The following is a 20332-nucleotide window of genomic DNA, read 5'->3' as shown; positions in this document are numbered from 1 at the left end:
GGCAACGAGAACATCCGTGCAAGACAACCTTATGCTCGCTCAGACCGGCATTGAATTCCCGCAGCCTATGTCAGGGCAGCCGACCGCGCCGCTCACACCTGTTCTTGACCCCAAAATAGCCCGGCTCGTTTATGCGTGCCCGGCAATCCTCGCGGAGATGGTGGAGCAGTATGGCTCACCACTCCACGTGGTGTGGCCGCACAGTCTTGTGCGCAATGTCCTGGCATTCCGCGCAGTACTGAACGCGCACGGGTTGCGGCACCTGATTTTCTACGGGGCAAAAGTCAACAAATCCCAGGCACTCGTTCGCGCGGCCGTGGAAGCGGGCGTCGGGGTGGATGTCTCCAGTATTCACGAATGGCGCGATGCCCTGCATGCCGGAGCGGATCCTGCGCATTTGTGCGCGACAGGCCCGGCGAAGACCCGGGCGTTTCATGCCGAACTGGTTGCCAGCTATGGATTGATTTCCATCGATTCCGTGGAAGAGCTGCATGGTTTGATGGCATGCATGGGGCAGAACGAATCTTCTCGCCGGGCGCGGGTTCTCCTTCGCTACCGGCCGGCCCTGTCGCAGGCGAGCCGCTTTGGAATGGGCTCCGACGACCTGTTGCGGTGCATGGGGCAACTGTCGCAGGAGAGTGCCCGGCTGGCTTTTGAAGGCTTTCACTTTCATCTTGGTGGTTACGCACTTGAAACGCGAGCGCAGGCCCTGCGCGAACTCATCCCCTACGTGGAGGCGGCGCGCGCCATGGGGCTCACGCCGGGGATCATCGACATCGGCGGCGGCATGCCGATCCAGTACGTGGACAGCGACGGGTACGAGATATTCCTGCGCGGGCAAAACAGCAGCCATTACCGCAACGCGAGGGTCCCGGAGGCGTTTTACCCCTATGGCGGTCGGCTTGACGCCTTCGAATGGTTGAATCGCCTGCTGGACTCGCCTTGCCGCGGCGATCTGTCGATTGCCCAATACCTCAGGAAGGAAGACATTGCGCTGGCGATCGAGCCCGGACGCAGCCTCGCCGACCAGGCTGCCATTTCCGTCTTCAGGGTGACCCGCGTCAAGCGCCTCGCGGGCGGCCACCACGTGATATTTGTAGAGGGCAGCAGTTTCAGCGCCTGCGAAACCTGGTTTGCATCCGAATTCCTGCAGGACCCCATTTTGGTTTCCGCAACGGCCACCCGCGAGGTCTGCGGTGTGCCTCTTTCTTTTCATGCCTATATCGCCGGGCATAGCTGCCTGGACGACGACGTTCTCACCAATCGCTTGATCAGCTTCAACCGGCCTCCCTGTGCCGGGGATCTGCTGGTCTATGCCAACACCGGCGGCTACCAGATGGACCTGCTGGAAAACGAGTTTCACCGCCACCCCATGCCCCGCCGGATTGCCGTGCATTGCAATGCAACCGGCGGTTTCGATGTTTCACCTGATGACCCAAGGGAGCAACTGGATGATATTGAGCAAAGTGACTGACCTTATCGGCAACACGCCGATTCTCGGATTTCCCATCGCCGGGAAGAACGCCACGCTGCTGCTGAAGATTGAGAAAAACAATCCCGGCGGCAGCATCAAGGACCGCATGGCCCGCAACATGGTGATCGCCGCCCTCAAGGCTGGGCGCCTCAAGCCCGGCGGGGTGGTGGTGGAGTCCTCCTCCGGCAACACCGGCATCGGGCTGGCCATTGCCACCATAGAGTTCGGATTGCGGTTCATCGCCGTCGTCGACCACCATGCGGCGCCCGACAAAATTGCGGTGATGCGCGCGCTGGGCGCGGAGATCCGTTATGTCGACGGCAATTACAACGAAGACGAAGTGGCCGTCGTCGAGCGCCAGCGCCTGGCGGCGGAACTGGCCAGCCAGATCCCCAATGCCGTGTTCATGAACCAGTCTGACAATGTCGCAAACGCGGGTGGTTACTTCGACTTCGTGCGGGAGGTCATTGAGCAAGTCGAAGGCCCCGTGGGCGCATACGTGGGTTGCGTCGGAACAGGGGGGTCGATGACCGGGATTGCAAGCGGATTGAAACTGCACAATCCCCGCACCAAAACCATCGCGGTCGAGCCCGCCGGCTCCATCATCTTTGGCCAGCCCGGCCGGCCTTACTACCAGTCCGGTACGGGCACGCCGCAGGGCGATACCGTCGGCCTGGTGCTCGACTACAGCTGCATCGACCTCGGTGTGCAAGTCACCGATTCGCAGGCTTTTGAAACCGCCCGTTATATGGCCCGTCACACCGGGCTTCTGGTCGGCGGATCTACAGGGGGTGTTATTTACAAGGCGCTCGAGCTGATCCATGGCGGCCAGATTACCGGCAACATCGTCGCCGTCGTGGCAGATGGCGGCGAGAAATACCTCCACACCGTCTTCAGCGAGGCCTGGCTCAAGGAGCGCGATCTTCTCGATCCCAAAATCTGGGAACGGCTGGGCGGATGGCTTGCCCAGGAAAGCATGGAGGACACACCCAGTGCTGTTCCCCGTCTAAGCATCGCATGATGGAATATGCCGGAGGCCGCGACCCGGTCCATCGGCCGCTCCGTGTGGCCCTCTGCGGCGGGGGCCGCACAGGCCACCTGAACGCGGTGCTGTTCAAGCAGCTTGCCGGCGTGAAAGTGTCGCTGCTCACCAGCCGCAGCGAAGTGATCGAGCGCCATCGCAATGGGGGTGCCATCACCGCGCTGCTGCCGGATGGCGGCTCGCTCGCCGCGCGGCTGGATGTGGTGGCCAGCGAGCCGGCCGAGGTTATTGCCGATGCCGATGTGGTGATTGTCACGGTGCCAGCCCACGCAAGGCCGGCCCTGTTGCAAGAGATCGCGCCGCACCTGCCGCCGGACAAACCCGTGTACGTGGGCGCCATTCCGGGCTTTTGCGGGTTTGACTGGCTGGCCGAGAAGGCGCTGCAGAGCCGGTCCAACGCTGTCATCTGGGGCATGAAGGACGTCCCGCACACGGCCTACGACCTCAAGCCCGGCGTGTCGGTCAGGATGGGTGGCCCCAAGAGCACGCTGTACATCGGAACGCATGCGCGGGAAGGCGATGCAGCGCGCGATGAGCTGCTGGCACACCTGCGCAGGCTGTACACGGCACCGGTCGAGTTGCTGGGCCATTACCTCGAAATCACTCTGACTCCCGGTAACCCCATCATGCACAGCTCAGTGGTGTATGGACTGGTCGGGCCTTACGGACAGTGGCACAAGCGAGTCTTTCCCGCACGCATGTGCTGGTGGACGGACTGCACCGAGCTGGGTGCCTACTTCCTGGAGCGCAGCGACCAGGAGAGCCTGATGCTTTGCAAGGCCATCGAACAGCGCCTGGGCCTTGACCTGTCCTCGGTCAAACCTTTGAAGCAGGAGATCATTGAAGCCTACGGCGACCAGATACGTGACCCAGCCTCCATGCTGTCCGTGCTGCGAACCAATCAGGCCTATGACGCCATAGAGGCGCCCCTTGTCCCTGCGCCCGGCGGTACCGGCTACACCATTGATACGGAAAGCCGGGCATTTCACGAAGATGTGGCTTATGGCCTTTCGCTGCTCGTCGCGATGGCCGGACGGCTGAAAGTGCCGGTGCCGCACATCGCGGAGATCTTCAAGTGGAATGTGTCTTACATGAACGGCTTGCGTGGTTCCGCGCTTGATTATTTCCCCGACCACTGGCCAGCCTGACACCTCTTTTTTCAAACCGTGACCGATGCTGAACCTTATGAAAAAAAACTCTGCTCTGCCGCAAACGAAGCCTGCAGCTGACCCTGCATCCGGGAATGCCGTGATGGCTTTTTCACGGACCAATGCCATGCGCCGTGTGGTCCGCTGCCTCTTCGCCGAGAAGATCCTGGACAAAAGCCTGCTGGTGTTCGCCCCGCAAGGCCACTCAGCCTGGTTTCCACTTTGGGACAAACATGCGTTGGTTTTTTTCGAGAACCTCTGGGCCGCCCCCGCCGACACCTTTATAAATCGCGGTGCCATCACCCTCATCGGCGCCGGTGATGCCAGGACGGTGGTCGAAACACCCGACCAGCTGATTAGCCTGTTGCGAAGCAGCTTTGATTTTTCACCCGGCGATGACGGCGTGGAGGGGCTGAAGGCGGACATGGTCAACAGCATTCAAAACGATGCACTGGCACGTGTCCATCGGCAGGGCTGGAATCAGCGCCTGAAGGAGTTGATCGATTCGACCGGCGCCGGCGGACTGGTCGACTACCTGCACCGCCAAGCCAGCACCCGAGACGCGGCCGGCCTTCTTGACCAATGGGGCTCGCTCGAAGGCCATCCGTTTTATCCCACCTGGAAGTCCAAGCCGGACCTCACTCCCGAAGGGGTGGCATTGCTGTCGCCAGAGTTCAATGCCCGGGTCGGGGTTCGGATCGCCGCATTGCGCAAGGACATGGCGTACATGGAACGCATGCCGCATGTCCACGCCTACCATGACTGGTTCGCAAGTAATTTTCCGGCGCTGTGGGCAAGCTGGAAGGAACAGCTGAACGCCAGGCAGCTGGACGAGGCCGACTGGTTGCCCTTGCCCATCCACCCCTGGCACCTTGAGCACTATGTGAAAAAAGAATACGCCACCGAGATCGCAGAAGGCCTGCTGATCACGGACGGCCCCGACATCGAAACACTGCCGACGATGTCCTTTCGCACCATGATGCCGTGCTTGCCAGCCCCCTTGATCAAGCTGCCTGTCGCGCTGTGGCTCACCAGCGAACAGCGCAGCCTGCAGGCCAAGTCGATCCATATGGGGCCGCGCATCAGCACGGTAATCCAGAAAATACTGGCGGAGGAGAACGGCTTGGACCAGACACTTTCGATCTTTCCGGAAGAAGTCGCATTCCACTACCGGCACGCCGCGCGGCAGGAGGACAGGCCCGGCCGCCACCTGTCTGTGGCCTTTCGGGCTGGCAAGGAGGCCTTTGAACGGTCTGACGGCTTGTTGCCCATCACCGTGGCTGCCTTATTCACCACGTCGCCCGCCAATGGCAAGCCACTGATGACGGAACTGGTGGAGCGCGACGGCGGTGCGGCGTCGACCGCGGCGGTTGAGGCCTATTTTCGGCAGTACGCGCGCGTTGTCACGCGACCGGTGATTGGCATTTACCTGCTTTACGGTATTGGGCTGGAGGCGCACCAGCAAAATACATCGGTGCTGTTTTCCGCGGATGGCCTGCCCAGGAAGCTGTTGATACGCGACTTTGGCGATGGCCGCACCTACGCGCCTCTGCTGTCCGGGCGCGGGCACGAGCTCAAGCCGTATGTCCACCCGGGCATTCTTCCCACAGTGTTTTCCGACGACATCGAGCCGGTGCGTACGTTTGTGCTCGACGCGTGCTTTGTGTGCCACCTGCACGAAATCGCGTTGATGCTGACCAGCGAATACGGACTCGCACCGTCGCACCTCTGGGAGATCCTGCGCGAAGAAACGCAAGGAGCCTTCGATGCTGTGGCCGGCCGTGTTTCCCCTGAATTCTGGCGCGCGGAGTTGGCCGAGTTCCTTGAACGCCCATGGCCAACCCGCTCGGTGCTGCGCATGCACCTGCTCCGGTATTCCGACTACCGGCTGCAGCACCATTTGCCCAATCCGTTGGCCAACGGCGGGAACTGAGTGGTGGTGAAGACCGCGCCCATACCCGCCAGCAGCGGGTATCTGATTCACGTTCTCTTTGCCATCCAGCTGGTGTCCATGGGCGCCATGGAAATGAGCGGGCCTTTTTGGCCTGTGCACCTGCAAACACTAGGCGCATCCGGGCAGCTTCTCAGTTTCGCCGGCATCGCGGTCTATGTGGGGCCGATGCTGGGTATTGTCTTGACGAGCGCATTCTGGGGGCGTATCGGCGACCGCTTCGGCCACAAGCTGATGATGATCAGAGCCTTGCTGGGGTTGGCATTGACGCAGTTCGCGCTGGCGTTCACCAACGATGTCTGGGTCATTCTGGTGCTGCGTTTCATGCAGGGCGCCTGCGCGGGCTACATTGCGCCGGCGCAGGCTTACAGCGTCAGCATCGAGCCGGTCCAGCGGCGGGCGCGCCTGTTTGCCTACCTGCAGGTCTCCACCAATGTCGGTTCTTTGGGTGGGGCGGTGGCTGGTGGCCTCATTCTCGACCATGCGAGTTTCTTCTGGATCAATATCGCTGCGTCGCTTCTTTGCGCGGCGTGCGCGGCAGCTGCGGCGTTCATCCTGCCCGATGTCCCGGTGTCAAGGCACACAGCCTCCGCGGCCACAGGCTCGCCTGAAACAGAAGCAGGTCCATGGCCCACATGGCGCTCCCCGCCCATCCTGGGCTTGCTTGGCATCATCGGCATTTTGCTGCTGAGTCGCATGTTGACGCAGACACCTTTCGCCCTTTATGTGCGATCGGTTTTCGGCGCAAGCAATTGGGTGGTGGGGCTGTGTTATGGCCTGCTGGCGCTCGGATTCGTGGTGTCCGCTTCTTTGTGGGCCCGGTATTTTGAACAAAAACCGATGACCGATTCTCTGCGGAAGATAGCTCATGTGGCCATCGTCTGTGCGGCGCTCACGGCCGTCGCAGGCATCACGCGGAACATCGTCTTGTTCACCGCGATTCACTTTGCCTGGGGGTTGCTGCTGGGCGCCACCACCCCGGTGCTGATGTCGCTGGTTTCCAGGGCCGCCGGTAGCCAGCGGCAGGGCTACATCCTGGGGGTGGCCCAGAGCACCGCCCAGTTTTCCTCCATCACCGGCATTGCGATCGGCGGCTGGCTCAGCCTCGGCCTGCAGCTGCAGTACACGTATTTTTATGTCGCGGTGTCGTACGTGATGGCGTTTTTTCTGATTGTGGCGAGTTATCGAAAAAATCCGGTTCTTGCGCATTCCGGGGTAGCAGCGGAGCGTTAAAAGTCCTGTTGCAATGACCTGTTTACCTTATTACAAGAGTTCAACACGATGGCAATTCAACGACGGTGGGCCGGCGCGCTCATCACTATTTTTATCGCGGGCGCCGTACTGACGGCCTGGTTCTTTTTTGCCGGCCGAGGGGCGGCACCAGAGCCGGGCGTGGCCAGGGACCCATCGGCAGGCACGACCACGGTCACAGACCTCCTCGGACGCCAGGTTCAGGTGCGCGTTCCGGTTCAGCGTGTCATCCTGGGAGAGGGGCGGCAGCTGTACCTGGTCGCTGCGCTCGATACCGAGAACCCGCTGCAGCGCATCGTCGGCTGGCGCAAGGACCTGATCCAGGCGGACCCCGATACCTACGCCGCCTACCTGCGCAAATTTCCAGAGATCGCCGGCATCCCCACTTTTGGCGGTTTTGAGGAAGGTACGTTCGACATCGAACAGGCCATTGCGCACAAGCCCGATGTTATTTTCCTGAACATCGAAGCGCAGCGTGCCACCGAGGATTCGCGTTACATCGAGAAGCTGGACGCGCTGGGCATCCCCGTGGTGTACGTCGATTTCCGGCATCACCCTGTTGAAAACGCCGAGCCGACCATGCGCCTGTTTGGCAAGCTGTTCGGCAAAGAGCAGCGGGCCGAGGACTTCATCGCATTTCGTACCCGGCAAATCCGCCGTGTCACCGACATCATCGAAGCACGCCAACCCCAGAGGCCCAAGGTGTTCATCGAGCGGATAGGCGGCTACAGCCAGGATTGCTGCCTGAGTTTCGGGAACGAGAACTTCGGCAAGTTTGTAGAGATGGCTGGCGGCAGCAACGTCGCCAAGGCAGTCATTCCCGGAACCTTCGGGCAATTGAACCCCGAGCAGGTGGTGGCGGCCAACCCGGCCCACGTGGTGGTCACCAGCGCAAACTGGGAGGCCTACGCACCGGGGGGTGCCTGGGTCGGCGTCGGGCCCGGCGCCGATATGGACGAGGCCAGACGCAAGCTGCAAGCCTATCCGCAGCGCGCGGCCTACACAGGCAGCCCGGCCAGCCGCGACCGTGCCTTTCATGCGATCTGGCACCAGTTCTACAACAGTCCCTACGAGTTTGTCGCGATCCAGCAGCTGGCGAAGTGGTTTCACCCGGAACTCTTTTCCGACCTTGACCCGGACGCGACTTTCCGCGAATTGCACGAGCGCTTTCTGCCTGTGGAATACCGGTCGGGTTATTTTGTGAGCCTTCGCGCAGGCGCAGAGGCCCGTCCATGAGCGCCGTCCCGTTGCCGCAGCACGGTCCGCGAGAAGCCTATCGCTCGCTGGTGCGGCGCCGGCGTTTGGTGCTGGCCGGACTTTTGATCCTGCTGTTGTTCAGCGTGTTGTTGGACCTGGCGCTGGGCCCCGCCCGCTACACGCTTGAAGAAGTGGTTCGCGCCTTGTTTTCGCCCGCGAGCGCACCCTTGCAGGTGCGCGTGGTGATCTGGGAGATTCGCCTGCCCATCGCGCTGATGGCCGTGGCCGTCGGCGCCGCCCTGTCCCTGGCGGGTGCGCAGATGCAAACCATCCTCAACAATTCTCTGGCAAGTCCGTTCACACTGGGCATCTCCGCCGCCGCGAGTTTCGGGGCGGCGCTGGGACTGGCGTTCGGTGTACGGGTGCTGCCCGTGATGGCGGAGTATGTGGTTCCCCTCAACGCTTTTGTCATGGCCATGCTGTCGGCTTTCCTGATCCACGTGCTCAGCATGCGGCGTGGCGTGACAGCTGAAACCATCGTACTGCTCGGCATTGCGCTGGTGTTCACCTTCAATGCGCTGCTGGCGCTGGTGCAGTACTTTGCCTCCGAACAGGCGGTTGCCACCGTCGTGTTCTGGACCATGGGCAGCCTCACCAAAGCCACCTGGCCCAAGCTGGGCGTCACCTGCCTCGTTATCGTCATCACCTTGCCCATCTTCGTGCGACGCGCCTGGGCGCTCACGGCGCTACGGCTGGGCGACGACAAAGCGGCCAGTTTTGGCGTCAATGTACCGCGCCTGCGGTTTCAGACACTTGTGCTGGTGAGCCTTTTGGCCGCTTTTCCTGTGGCCTTCGTCGGCACCATCGGTTTCATCGGCCTGGTGGGGCCGCATATCGCCCGCATGCTGATCGGCGAAGACCAGCGCTTTTTCCTGCCGGCGTCGCTGTTGACCGGGGCGTTGGTCCTTTCCCTCAGTTCCGTGGTGAGCAAGACCCTGATTCCGGGCGCTATCTTTCCCATCGGCGTGGTGACCTCGCTGATCGGCGTGCCCTTCTTCATCTCACTCATTCTTGGCAGCAAGAAAAATACATGGTGACATTAAGGCTGGAAGGCGTCAGCGCCGGTTATGGCGCGCGCCAGATTGTTTCGGGCATCAGCACGCCCGCTTTCCACGGTGGTGAGCTGGTTGCGGTCGTCGGGCCCAACGCGGCGGGCAAGTCCACACTCTTCAAGCGGGTGGCCGGCCTTCTCAAAGGCGCCGGCAATGTCGTGCTGGAGAATTCGAAAAAAGGACACGACGGTATCTGCTACATGCCGCAGGAAAGCAGCGCAAGCGCCCGGTTGACCGTGTATGAGTCGGTATTGCTGGCCCACAAGCAGCGTGCGCCGTCATGGGTGGTTCACGACGCGGACCTGGCCCTGATGGACGACATCATGGCCTCGCTCGGCATAACCGACATCGCTTTTCGTTACCTGAGCGAGCTCAGTGGCGGTCAGCGCCAGTTGGTGTCCATTGCGCAGACGCTGGCCCGGGAGCCGGAAGTGCTGCTCATGGATGAGCCAACCAGCGCCCTGGACCTGCACCGCCAGGTGCAGGTGCTCGACTTCATGCGCACACTGGCCCGCCAGCGTGGGCTGATCGTCTTCATTGCCATGCACGACCTCAACCAGGCGCTGCATTTTTCTGACCAGGTCATGGTGATCGCCGACGGCGCCCTGCGCGGCTGCGGCCGGTCGGGCCAGGTCATCACCGTGGACATGTTGCGCGAGGTCTATCGCATCGGCGCCCGCATTGAACGCTGTTCCAGAGGCCTCGATCACGTCATCGTCGACGGCGTGGTGTAGTTTTGGTTGTATACGCGGAGTCGCTCAAAGTGCGGCGGGCAGGGCGCGCAGCTGAAGACATCACTCTGCAACGCCATCGCATCATTCCACCATGATTTCAGTGGCCTTGTGCCTTGCAGGCTGCTGATTCCTATATTTGAAGCAACTGCTTCTTCAGGGCCAGCTTTTCCTTTTTGCGCAGGCTCGCTTCTGATTTGCGGTGCGATCCCGCCTTGCGCTGCGCTGCGTGCACGACCAGCGGGTTGCGGGGTTTGGCGGCTTTGATCTTGAGCTTGATCTTGACTTTGCGGGCAGAACTCATCGGCCGATTTTAAGCAGACCGGTAGACAGCGCCGTACCGCAAACGATGACCACGGCGCAAAGCAGCATCCATAAAGTCACCGCTTCACCGAGAAACAGCGCGCCGTAAAAAACCGCGAACACGGGAATCACAAACGTCACTGCCAGCGCGCGCGCCGGGCCGGCGTTTTCGATCAGACGGAAGTACAGGATGTAAGCGACGCCTGTGCACAGCACGCCGACGGCCAGCAGGGCCAGCCAGGCGGTGGTGCCAGGCATGCTTGCCGGCCAGAACCACAGCGCAGGCAGCGCCAGCCCCACCGTGGCGCCGATCTGGCTGCCTGCTGCGGTGACCAGCGGCGGCAGCCCGGTCAGGTAACGCTTGGTGTAGCTTGCCGACAGTGCATAACAAACGCAGGCCAGCAGGCAGGCAAGCACTGCCCAGCCCGGTGCCACGCCAGAAGCATCGGGCTTGAAAGTGGCCTTGTCCCAGGCCAGCATGGCCACCCCGGCAAAGCCGACAACCAGGCCCAGCAAGCGCGAATGATTGGGTTTGTCCTTGAGCCAGATCCAGGCCACCAGCGCGCCGAACATCGGAACGGTGGCGTTGAGAATGGCCGACAGCCCGGTGGTGATCGACAACAGCGCAAACGCAAAGCAGGCAAACGGAATGCCGGAGTTGAACATGCCGATCAGGAACACATGGCGCCAGTTTTTAACCAGCGTGGGCCCCAGTCCGCGCAGCAACACCAGCGGCAGCAGAAAGGCCGCAGCAATGGCCACGCGCATGGCGGCGGTGGGCAGCGGGCCAAACTCGCCCACGCTCAGTCGCGTGAACAGAAAGGACGAACCCCAGATGGCAGCCAGCAATACAAAGTCGACGGCCCAGGTTTTCTGCCGGGCGCCGGCAGCTACGGCAGAAGATGTGACGCTCAAGACGCGCTCCCCTGAAGAACTCCCTCTAGCGTCAGCAGGGCAGCCTTACGCTCAAGCCCGCCCGCGTAACCGGTGAGCGCACCATTGGCGCCCATCACGCGGTGGCAGGGCACGATGACGCTGACCGGGTTGCGGCCAACGGCTGCCCCTACGGCCCGCACGGCGGCAGGCTTGCCGATGCGCTGGCTTACCTCGCCGTAGCTGGCGGTGCCGCCTTGCGGAATTTTCAGCAGCGCCTGCCACACAGATTGCTGGAAAGCCGTGCCGTAGGCCAAGTCCAGTGGCACATCGAATTGCGTGCGCTGTCCTGCAAAGTATTCCTGCAGTTGGCCTATTACCTTCTGCAGAACGGGATGTGCCGGATCGCTGGGCCACAGGACTGGCCCAGCCAATTCAGGAGGGAGATGGCGCTGGCCCTCAAACCAGAGCCCGGCAAGGCCGTTGTCGGTTGCGGCAATGATCATTTTGCCCAGAGGGCTTTGGAAAGTGGTTTGAACGATGGAGCGGGTAAATTTCATGGTGTTCACCTTTGAATGATTTTCGGGTTCTGCCTGTTATTCAGGCTGTTATTGCGTGTTTCCCCTTTAAGTGCGGGCGCTTCCAGCTATTAATTCAGTAGCAAAACAACTACTTCTAAAACTTCTTCTGCCTCGCGGGCATTTCAGGGAAAAAAGAACCTCAATCATTCGCCACTGATCCTCGCGCGGCGGCGCATTTCCGTCCAATGAAATCGAGGCACCTGATTCATTCCCTGTACGCATGGATCTCCTGCGCCGTCAGCCGCCGGGCTGCATCGCTCCACCCCAGGCGCGGATGACGGCGTAACTTCGCCAGGGTTTCCAGGCCACCGACGCCAGCTCGGCTTCTTTGGCTGGGTTCTTTTTGCCTTGCACGCCAAGCGCCTTGTGCAGTGCCACATCACCGGCCGGAAAGGCGTCGGGCCAGCGCAGCGCCCGCATGGCGATGTATTGCGCCGTCCAGTCGCCAATGCCGGGCAGCTCCTTCAGCGTGGCGATGGTGGCGTTGACATCAGCCCCGCCGTGCAGCTGCACGCGCTTTTCCGCCACAGCTTTGGCGATGCCGACAATCGCCGCCTGCCGCTGCTTGACGATGCCCAGTTGCCCCAGCGTGTCGCCACTGGCCTGGGCCAGTACCGCGGCCGATGGGAACAGCCGAGTGAGTTCGGGCCAAGGCGTTTCTATCGGCTCACCCAGTTTGTCCACCATCCGCTGCGCCAGCGTGCGGGCTGCCGCCACCGTGATCTGCTGGCCCAGCACCGCACGCACCGCCAATTCGTAGCCGTCCATGGCGCCCGGCACCCGCAGCCCGTCGCCGCCCGGAAAGCTGTTGTGCAGCACGGCATTGATGGCTTGCGGGTCGGCGTCAAGGTCCAGCATGGCGCGCAGCCGGCGAATCACCAGCGGCAACACCTCGCGCAGCGAGTCGCTGATGCGCAGGGCCACGTGGCTGTGGCCTTCGTCAAAGGTGGCGTGTATCCAGCCCACGTGCACTTTGCCTCCGGATTCCACGCGAAAAGTGCGTCCTACCCCCGTCGCACCTGCGCTATTTGCTATAAATTCGATAGCGTTGATCTGCCGCTTCCTGAAGAAGGCGGCCATCGCTGCCACGTCATAAGGCGGGCGGTAACCGAGCCGCACGGTGATGCCGGTGTCTGAGCCTGAGGCGCCCTGGCGCCGCAGCTGTGTCGGGTTCAGCCCATAGTGGCCGACAAAGGCGGCGTTGAAACGCCGCACGCTGGCATAGCCACTGATCAGGGCAACCTGTGTGATGGGCAGGGCGGTATCGGCCAGCAACTGTTTGGCCGTCAGCAGGCGGCGGGTTTGCAGGTATTGAAGGGGTGAAACCCCGAACTGGCTTTCAAAAATGCGTCGCACGTGGCGGTCGCTCACGCCCAGTCTGGCTGCCAGCAGTTCAACCGAGGGAGCGGCATCCAGCCAAGCCTCGGGTTCGTCCAAGAGACGGGCGGCCTGGTGGGCCAGGATGTAGCTCGCGTCCTGGATGGACCATGCCACCGAATGCGGTGCCAGCTCGGGCCGGCAGCGCAGGCAAGGGCGGAAGCCGGCGTTTTCGGCCTGGGCTGCGTGCACAAAAAAGCGGCAGTTTTCGCGTTTGGGGGTCTTGACGCTGCAAACCGGACGGCAGTAAATGCCTGTGGAGGTAACACCGGTAAAAAAGTTGCCGTCAAACCGCGCATCCCGCGCCTTCAGGGCGAGGTAGCAGGCGTCGTCTGCCAGGGGGGTATTGCTCGGGTTCATGGCTTGAATAATACGCGTCGCCTACGTTTGAACTAGCCGTTTTCGGACATCTCCCACAGAAGATCGCCGCCTACAATCGTGCCTTTCCCGCAACCCCCAGGAGTGCCACCCCTCATGCAACTTGACGCATCGATATTCAAGGCTTACGACATCCGCGGTGTGGTGCCCGCTACCGTCAATGAATCCGTCGCCGAATCGCTCGGCCGTGCGTTCGGCAGCACAGCCCTGGCCCAGGGTGAACGTACGGTGGCTGTGGGGCGCGACGGGCGCCTCAGCGGGCCTGCACTCAGTGCGGCGCTGATTCGCGGCCTGGTGGCCAGCGGTGTGGATGTGGTGGATATTGGCATGGCCACAACGCCCATGCTTTACTTTGCGGCCAGCACACTGGCGAGCTCCGGCATCCAGATCACCGGCAGCCACAACCCGCGCGACTACAACGGCTTCAAGATGGTGCTGGCCGGCCGGGCGATTTACGGCGACGACATTCAAGGCCTGCGCCAGAGCATGGAAAACGCCGCCTGGGCCACACCAGCAAGGCAAGGCAAAGTGACCCACGTCAATGTGCTCGGCCCTTATCGCGACCGCATCGTGTCCGACATCAAGCTCACGCGGCCCATGAAAATTGTGGTCGATTCTGGCAACGGTATTGCCGGTGCCTCGGCCCCGGACATCTTCCGCGCGCTGGGCTGTGAAGTGACCGAGCTGTTCAGCGAGGTCGACGGCAACTTCCCTAACCACCACCCGGACCCGAGCAAGCCGGAAAACCTGAAAGACCTGATCACTGCACTGCAGACGGGCGACGCCGAGCTGGGCCTGGCGTTTGACGGTGACGGTGACCGCCTGGGCATCGTCACGCGCGATGGGCAGAACATTTACCCCGACCGCCAGATGATGCTGTTTGCCCGCGATGTACTGTCACGCGCACCCGGCGGGGCCATTGTGTTCGACGTGAAGTGCTCGCAGCGCCTGGCGCCAGAGATTGAAGCTGCTGGCGGCGTGCCCATGATGTACCGCACCGGCCACTCGCTGATCAAGGCGAAGATGAAGGAAGTCAACTCCCCGCTGGGCGGCGAGATGAGCGGCCATATATTCTTCAAGGAGCGCTGGTTCGGCTTTGACGACGGCACCTACGCGGGTGCCCGATTGCTTGAAATCGTCAGCCGCTCGCCCGATGCCGGAGAGCTTCTCAACAGCCTGCCCACCAGCTTCAGCACGCCCGAGCTCAACGTGACTTGCCGCGAAGGCGAGCAGCATAAGGTGGTGAGCACGCTGGTGGCTCTGGCCATGGAAGCCATGCGCGGTGCCGGGCCGGCCCCGGCGAGCCCCGAGCCTTCGGGAAACAGCGCCTTGCGCGAAGCCATCAACGCGGGCGCCAAAATCTCCACGATCGACGGCGTGCGCATTGACTGGGCCGACGGCTTTGGCCTGATCCGCGCTTCCAACACCACACCGGTGCTGGTGCTGCGGTTTGAGGGGCGAACAACAGAGGCACTTGCGCGCATCCAGGCCGACATGCTGGGCCTGCTGCGCAGCGTCAAGCCCGACGCGAGTTTCGGAGCGGCTGTTCACTGATGCCCCCACGTTCGTCACTTCGTGTGCCTTCAGCGTTGCGCTGCCCCTCGCACCAAGAAGAGGGGCGCAGCGCCTGCGGACCGGCGGAGACGGATCCGCGGCCCCTGCTTGACGAAGAGTTGCCGCGTTCGGGGCTGGTCTGGTTGTGAAAATACTTTTAGTCAAACTCTCGTCACTGGGCGACGTGGTGCATACCTTGCCTGTGGTGCAGGACATCCTGGCCGCGCGGCCTGATGCGCAGATCGACTGGGTGGTAGAAAAAGCTTTTGCGCCGTTGCTCACGCCTTTGATCGACCTGGGGCTTCACCGCGTCATCAGCTGCGAGATACGCGAATGGCGCAAGACCTTCTGGACAGCGGCCACGCGCGCAGAGTGGGGCGCTTTTCGGCGCGAGCTGCAAGCCGAGCATTACGACGCGGTGATTGACCTGCAGGGGCTGACCAAATCAGCCGTGGTGGCGCGCCTGGCCCGGCTGGCGCCCGGCGGCAAACGGTATGCGATGGCCAACCAGACCGAAGGCTCGGGCTATGAAGCGCCAACGCGCTGGGTCGCCGATGTGGCGATCACCATCGAGCCGCACATCCACGCCGTGCAGCGTGGCCGCGAACTCTGTGCCCGCGCCCTGGGCCATACCCTGCCGGTGGCACCAGATTATGGGTTAAACAAGGCTGCAGCCCTTATCAGCCGGGCGCCAGAAGCTCCTGAAACCATAGCATTCGTACATGGCACCTCGCGTGCCGACAAGCAGTGGCCCATGGAAAACTGGATCATGCTGGGCCGGCAACTCAATTCGGACGGTTACCGTATTGCTTTGCCGCATGGCAGCACCGATGAGCGCGCCACCAGCCAGGCCATTGCTGCGGCCCTGAACGACGACGTGCCGGCGGGCGCCACGCCGCGTGCCGTGGTTTGGCCACGCCTTCCGTTGAATGAGCTGACGCAGCATATGGCGCAATGCGCCGGCGTCATCGGGGTGGACAGCGGCCTCAGCCACATTGCCGTGGCGCTGGACCTGCCGCATGTGCAGATCTACAACTTCGACACTGCCTGGCGCACCGGCCCGCTACCGCGGCAAACTGCAGCAGATGCTTCGCGCCAGCTCAGCATCTTCGCCCAGCCTACCCCCTCTGTGCAGGCCGTGTGGGACGCCTGGCTGAACAGCCAGCCCAGCCCACCTTCGACCTCGGGTATGCTGCCATCCCAGTGATGAACCCTCTGATCCGCAAGTTTTACTCTTTATTTATGTGGGCGGCCCAGCCCTTCCTGCGGCGCAAACTGTTGCGGCGTGGGCAGGCCGAGGCCGGCTACCTTGAGTTCGTGGAAGAGCGTTTTGGCGCGTACCTGCAAGCGCCCGAAAAGCAATCCGAGCTGGTCTGGGTGCACGCCGTGTCGCTGGGCGAAACGCGTACCGCCGGCATTTTGATTGACGCGCTGCGGGAGCAGTGGCCCGGGCTGCGCATTCTGCTGACCCATGGCACAGCCACCGGCCGCGCCGAGGGCGCCAGCCTGCTGCGTGGCGGCGATGTGCAGGTCTGGCAGCCCTGGGACAGCGAAGCGGCCGTGGCGCGGTTTTTCAAGCACTTCCGTCCCCGCCTGGGCTTGCTGATGGAGACCGAGGTCTGGCCCAACACCGTGGCCCGCGCGCAGGCCTGCGGCGTGCCGCTGGCACTGGTCAACGCACGCCTGTCCGACAAGTCGCTGCAGCAGTCGCTGCGTATTGCGCCGCTCTCGAAGCCGGCTTTTGCCGCGCTGGCCGCGGTTTATGCGCAAAGCGAGGCCGACGCCGAGCGGCTGCGGGCGCTCGGCGCGCCGGTGCACGGTGTGTTCGGCAACCTCAAATTCGACGCGACACCCGACGCGGCGCAGCAGGCACTGGGCCGCAAGTGGCGCCAGGCGCGAGACTGCCCGGTGTTGATGCTTGCGAGCTCGCGCGAAGGCGAAGAAGAAGAATTTCTCAAGCAAATAACGGCTCTAGCCCTTTCAGAACGGGCGCAAGCAGCTACAGAAACAATAGCAGCCGGCATAGACGAAAGCACCGTCATGGCCTCACCCTTCCAGCTCCTGATCGTGCCGCGCCACCCCCAGCGCTTTGCCGAAGTGCGGGCCCTGGTTGAAAAACACGGGCTTTCGGTCTCGCGCCGCTCAAGCTGGAACGGCGCGCCCCCGGCCAATGCCGATGTGTGGATAGGCGACTCGCTGGGCGAGATGGCGGTGTACTACACCATGAGCGACGTGGCCCTGCTGGGCGGCAGCTTTGCGCCGCTGGGTGGGCAGAATCTGATTGAAGCCGCTGCCTGCGGCTGCCCCGTCATTATGGGCCCGCACACCTTCAACTTTGCTGAAGCGGCAGAGCTTGCCGAAGCGGCCGGCGCCGCACGCCGCGTCCAGGACATGGACGAGGCCGTACGCAGCGCCAGGGCCATGCTCATCAGGCCGAGTGCGCAGAAGGCCGCCTCGGCTGCCGGGCTGCGCTTCGCGGCGCAGCACCGTGGTGCTGCGGCCAATACGGTGCAGGCCTTGGGCAAGCTTCTCAAAGGCTGAAGCCGTGGCCGAGCCCCTCGTCAACCAGTACGGCGCCGACGTGCCCGAGGCGATTGCCCGCATGATTTCTGCGGTGCACCCCAAGTTCGAGTCCAAAAAATTCATGCGCGATGCGTTGCAGGGTTACGAAGCCCTGGCACTGATGCCGCGCGGCAAACATATTGCCCAGGCCTTGCACAAGCACTTGCCAACGGACTACCCGAAAGCGGTAGACATCTTGCTGGCCTCGCTGGACCAGCCGCATGGCCGGCCAGAGGGGCTCAGCTTGGCCTCTTTTCTGTATTTGCCGCACACGATGTTCGTGGCCGAATTTGGCCTTGACCATTTTGAAGACTCCATGCGGGCACAACACGCGCTGACCCAGCGCTTCACCGCTGAGTTCAGCATCCGCACGTTCTTTCAAAAACATGAGGCCGCCACACTGGCGCGTTTCAAACAATGGGCTACCGACCCCAGCGTGCATGTGCGCCGCCTGGTGTCCGAAGGCAGCCGCCCACGCCTTCCCTGGGCCAGCCGCCTGCCGTCTTTCCAGAAGAACCCGGCCCCCGTGCTGGCGCTGCTCGATCTGCTCAAGGACGACCCCGAGCTATATGTGCGCCGCTCCGTCGCCAACAACCTCAACGACATAGGCAAAGACCACCCGGCCGTGCTGGCGCAGACGGCGAAGCAGTGGCTCAAAGGCGCCAGCGAAGAGCGCCGCTGGATCGTCCAGCACGCGCTGCGCTCAGCCGTCAAGCGCGGCGAGGCTGCGGCGCTGGAGGTGCTGGGTTTTGGCCAGAGCGCGAAAGCTGAAGTTTCGAACGCGCACATTACGCCAAAGCGTGTGGTGATGGGCGAGAAAGTGAACATTGCCTTCGACGTTTCCAACACCAGCAACAAGGCGCAGCAGGTGCTGGTGGATTTCTGCATCCACTACGTCAAAGCCAGTGGCAAGACCAGTGCCAAGGTGTTCAAACTCAAGGTGCTGGATTTGGTGCCGAAGGAGACGGTGCGATTGAGCAAGACAGTTTCCACTGCTGAGATGACCACGCGCAAGCATCATGCGGGGGCGCATCAGGTCGATGTGCTGCTTAATGGGCAGGCGAGGGTGCTTGGAGCGTTTGAGTTGGTGGCGTAGTTTTCTGAGAAAAAGCTGGCGCAGCCACAGAAGCCATTATTCGCTCGAAACTTCGACCCTTCGAAAGGCTTGGGACGAGTGGTAGTCAGTCGCATGTCATGAGTTGTGGAAGTCTCAATGATCAGAGTACGGACGGTCTCGGAGTAGCTGTCGTCGCCGGTGCAGAAAGCGGTCAAAGAGGCGAGGAGAGAGCGATGACTCGTGAACGCCCTCCAAGTTTTTTGTTCGAGAAACTGGAGTTTATAAAAGTGTTGCCAATGCCTCAGGAAATCGAAGTTGCGAATGTGCGAGCCACAAAAAGGACCAAGCAAATTGGGTTGTTTTTGCTATTGCTCGGTTTGGTTATGCCCACTGAGTGGGGGGGGATGTTGGGTACGCCGATATCGTGGGTGACAGAAGTAGTTCCATCGGTGAGAAAAAGCGTTGGGATTTCCCCAATCAGTACCCTCATACAGGGATTTTTTGGCACGATTTTGCTGTTAATGCCAATGCTATTTGCGTACCTCGTTTGGGGAGATCCATATGGACCGCGATTTAAGTACGCATATGAAAAAGCGGAATCGAAGTTCAGCTTTTTTGTGATCATGTATTTGGTGGGGATCCCTTTGATGGCATTTTTGCTCTACGTATTATTCTTTCTACCGATAGAGGTGCATCGTGGTGTTACTCCTACGAGAGCACAGCTAATCTTTTTCTTAATGGTCTCGTACCGAATTCCAATGGCGATTTTCGGCGCATTCCTAACACTCGGCGCTCTCTCAATTTCATGGCTACTTACGGTATTTTTGTTCGGGCCGTTTCTCTGTTTATATAAAAGGTTGATGCATCATGGCAAGTGAACCCTATACCCTTCGGCAGATCTGCGAAGCAAGCGTCCTGGCTGGGGGGCGCTTGCAAGCGCATGATTCGAAGTTGCTCAGGAGTATGTAAGCCCCCTTCACGCCGCGCGATTGGATAGACCTTTCCAGCGAGTGATAAAAATAATGGCAGTCTATTTTGGAAATTTAAGATGAATAAAAAAGAAACTGATCGTGCCATTAATTATTGGGTCTTGAGCTGCATCTTCGGTCCAGCAAGTGTGCTGTCGTTGACTTCTTTTGTCGTTGGTTACCGCTGGCCCAATGCAATAGCCTCCCTACAGACCATTGCTCAAGGGTTGGGACTGCACAACCTCGTGACCCTCCGTACGATGGATGCTGAATTTGTTTCTGCGGCATACCTGTACTGGTTGGCGTTTTGGGTGACATTGCCACTTAATCTGATTTGGGCATACGTGATGGGAGTTCGTCAAAACCTGTTCATCGCTCTGCGCACAGTTGCGCAAACCAATTTGAATTCTGGCGTCTGGGATCCACAGAAATACACACCGCGTGGAGGGCGGGTACGCTTCTTCCTCTTTGTCTTGTTAACCGTCTCAATATTTCTTGTTCAACTTATTTCTGCACATGAACCTTCTTATTGCAAAGGCTGCGAAAAATCTAGCATCTTGGGTTTTATCCTACTCAATTGGCTAGGCACACATTTGCTGTTGATAGCAATCTACTTCGCGGGTTTGTATTTTGTTTTGTGGCCATCTATTCATCGAAGCGGCAGAGAGATTCAGAATTCCGCCGCGCCGGGGAGGGCTTCCGCCAGTACTGAACAAGAAAGCATGGATTAACATAAGCCAAGAAAAATTGCCATGATGCGGAGCATTTGCATT

The 20332-nt window shown here is 61.1% G+C and carries 18 protein-coding genes; 14 read left to right on the top strand and 4 right to left on the bottom strand.

Going from position 1 to position 20332, the window contains the following annotated elements:
• Positions 1 to 16 precede the first annotated feature (16 nt).
• From B0B52_RS19835 to B0B52_RS19800, 8 genes are read left to right on the top strand one after another with little or no spacing between them, the layout of a single operon-like run.
• Positions 17 to 1474, top strand: a complete 1458-nt coding sequence (locus B0B52_RS19835) for a Y4yA family PLP-dependent enzyme (protein ID WP_254425781.1) — start codon at positions 17 to 19, stop codon at positions 1472 to 1474.
• Positions 1452 to 2495 carry a PLP-dependent cysteine synthase family protein gene (locus B0B52_RS19830; RefSeq protein ID WP_077595399.1) on the top strand — a complete coding sequence of 348 codons (1044 nt, stop codon included), beginning with the start codon at positions 1452 to 1454 and terminating at the stop codon, positions 2493 to 2495. Before B0B52_RS19835 ends, B0B52_RS19830 begins: the two co-directional genes overlap by 23 nt.
• Entirely contained in the window at positions 2492 to 3664 is a 1173-nt protein-coding gene (locus B0B52_RS19825) for an NAD/NADP octopine/nopaline dehydrogenase family protein (protein WP_077595398.1), read from the top strand. Before B0B52_RS19830 ends, B0B52_RS19825 begins: the two co-directional genes overlap by 4 nt.
• A 37-nt stretch (positions 3665 to 3701) precedes the next feature.
• Positions 3702 to 5597 carry an IucA/IucC family siderophore biosynthesis protein gene (locus B0B52_RS19820; RefSeq protein WP_139352029.1) on the top strand — a complete coding sequence of 632 codons (1896 nt, stop codon included), beginning with the start codon at positions 3702 to 3704 and terminating at the stop codon, positions 5595 to 5597.
• Between the two features lie 6 nt (positions 5598 to 5603).
• Positions 5604 to 6848, top strand: coding sequence for an MFS transporter (locus tag B0B52_RS19815; protein ID WP_254425780.1), 1245 nt, complete (start codon positions 5604 to 5606; stop codon positions 6846 to 6848).
• A 48-nt stretch (positions 6849 to 6896) separates the two neighbouring features.
• Positions 6897 to 8102 (top strand): ABC transporter substrate-binding protein, encoded by a 1206-nt coding sequence (locus tag B0B52_RS19810; protein ID WP_077595396.1) that lies wholly within the window; start codon positions 6897 to 6899, stop codon positions 8100 to 8102.
• A complete protein-coding gene (locus B0B52_RS19805) occupies positions 8099 to 9160 on the top strand; it encodes an iron ABC transporter permease (protein WP_077595395.1) in 1062 nt (353 codons plus the stop codon). Before B0B52_RS19810 ends, B0B52_RS19805 begins: the two co-directional genes overlap by 4 nt.
• The gene (locus tag B0B52_RS19800; RefSeq protein ID WP_077595394.1) at positions 9154 to 9909 is read left to right on the top strand and encodes an ABC transporter ATP-binding protein; all 756 of its coding nucleotides are present in this window, start codon (positions 9154 to 9156) and stop codon (positions 9907 to 9909) included. Before B0B52_RS19805 ends, B0B52_RS19800 begins: the two co-directional genes overlap by 7 nt.
• A 130-nt stretch (positions 9910 to 10039) precedes the next feature.
• Here the strand turns inward: B0B52_RS19800 and B0B52_RS22535 are convergent, their stop codons facing one another.
• The 4 genes from B0B52_RS22535 to B0B52_RS19785 form a co-directional block, all read right to left on the bottom strand.
• The gene (locus B0B52_RS22535; RefSeq protein WP_168173601.1) at positions 10040 to 10210 is read right to left on the bottom strand and encodes a hypothetical protein; all 171 of its coding nucleotides are present in this window, start codon (positions 10208 to 10210) and stop codon (positions 10040 to 10042) included.
• Positions 10207 to 11124 (bottom strand): DMT family transporter, encoded by a 918-nt coding sequence (locus B0B52_RS19795; RefSeq protein WP_077595393.1) that lies wholly within the window; start codon positions 11122 to 11124, stop codon positions 10207 to 10209. Before B0B52_RS19795 ends, B0B52_RS22535 begins: the two co-directional genes overlap by 4 nt.
• Positions 11121 to 11642: a methylated-DNA--[protein]-cysteine S-methyltransferase gene (locus B0B52_RS19790; RefSeq protein ID WP_077595392.1), complete on the bottom strand. Its 522-nt coding sequence runs from the start codon at positions 11640 to 11642 to the stop codon at positions 11121 to 11123. Before B0B52_RS19790 ends, B0B52_RS19795 begins: the two co-directional genes overlap by 4 nt.
• Before the next feature lie 258 nt (positions 11643 to 11900).
• Positions 11901 to 13400, bottom strand: coding sequence for an AlkA N-terminal domain-containing protein (locus B0B52_RS19785; RefSeq protein ID WP_077595391.1), 1500 nt, complete (start codon positions 13398 to 13400; stop codon positions 11901 to 11903).
• A 114-nt stretch (positions 13401 to 13514) separates the two neighbouring features.
• Here B0B52_RS19785 and B0B52_RS19780 point away from each other — a divergent pair, with 114 nt between their 5' ends.
• From B0B52_RS19780 to B0B52_RS19755, 6 genes are all read left to right on the top strand, one after another.
• Complete coding sequence (locus B0B52_RS19780) at positions 13515 to 14972, top strand: phosphomannomutase/phosphoglucomutase (RefSeq protein ID WP_077595390.1); 1458 nt, start codon at positions 13515 to 13517, stop codon at positions 14970 to 14972.
• Positions 14973 to 15117: 145 nt separating this feature from the next.
• Positions 15118 to 16179: a lipopolysaccharide heptosyltransferase I gene (gene waaC / locus B0B52_RS19775; protein ID WP_077595389.1), complete on the top strand. Its 1062-nt coding sequence runs from the start codon at positions 15118 to 15120 to the stop codon at positions 16177 to 16179.
• The gene (locus B0B52_RS19770) at positions 16179 to 17513 is read left to right on the top strand and encodes a 3-deoxy-D-manno-octulosonic acid transferase (RefSeq protein WP_077595388.1); all 1335 of its coding nucleotides are present in this window, start codon (positions 16179 to 16181) and stop codon (positions 17511 to 17513) included. The genes waaC and B0B52_RS19770 overlap by 1 nt, the downstream gene beginning before the upstream one ends.
• Positions 17514 to 17517: 4 nt before the next feature.
• Complete coding sequence (locus B0B52_RS19765; protein ID WP_077595387.1) at positions 17518 to 18630, top strand: DNA alkylation repair protein; 1113 nt, start codon at positions 17518 to 17520, stop codon at positions 18628 to 18630.
• A gap of 194 nt (positions 18631 to 18824) precedes the next feature.
• A complete protein-coding gene (locus B0B52_RS19760) occupies positions 18825 to 19469 on the top strand; it encodes a hypothetical protein (protein WP_077595386.1) in 645 nt (214 codons plus the stop codon).
• A gap of 170 nt (positions 19470 to 19639) precedes the next feature.
• Positions 19640 to 20290 (top strand): hypothetical protein, encoded by a 651-nt coding sequence (locus B0B52_RS19755; RefSeq protein ID WP_077595385.1) that lies wholly within the window; start codon positions 19640 to 19642, stop codon positions 20288 to 20290.
• Positions 20291 to 20332: the final 42 nt, after the last annotated feature.

Origin of the sequence: Polaromonas sp. A23, assembly GCF_002001015.1 — a bacterium.
Taxonomy (GTDB): Bacteria; Pseudomonadota; Gammaproteobacteria; order Burkholderiales; family Burkholderiaceae_C; genus Polaromonas.
Note: the sequence above shows the minus strand (reverse complement) of the source record. Positions and strands in the feature narration are given on the sequence as shown.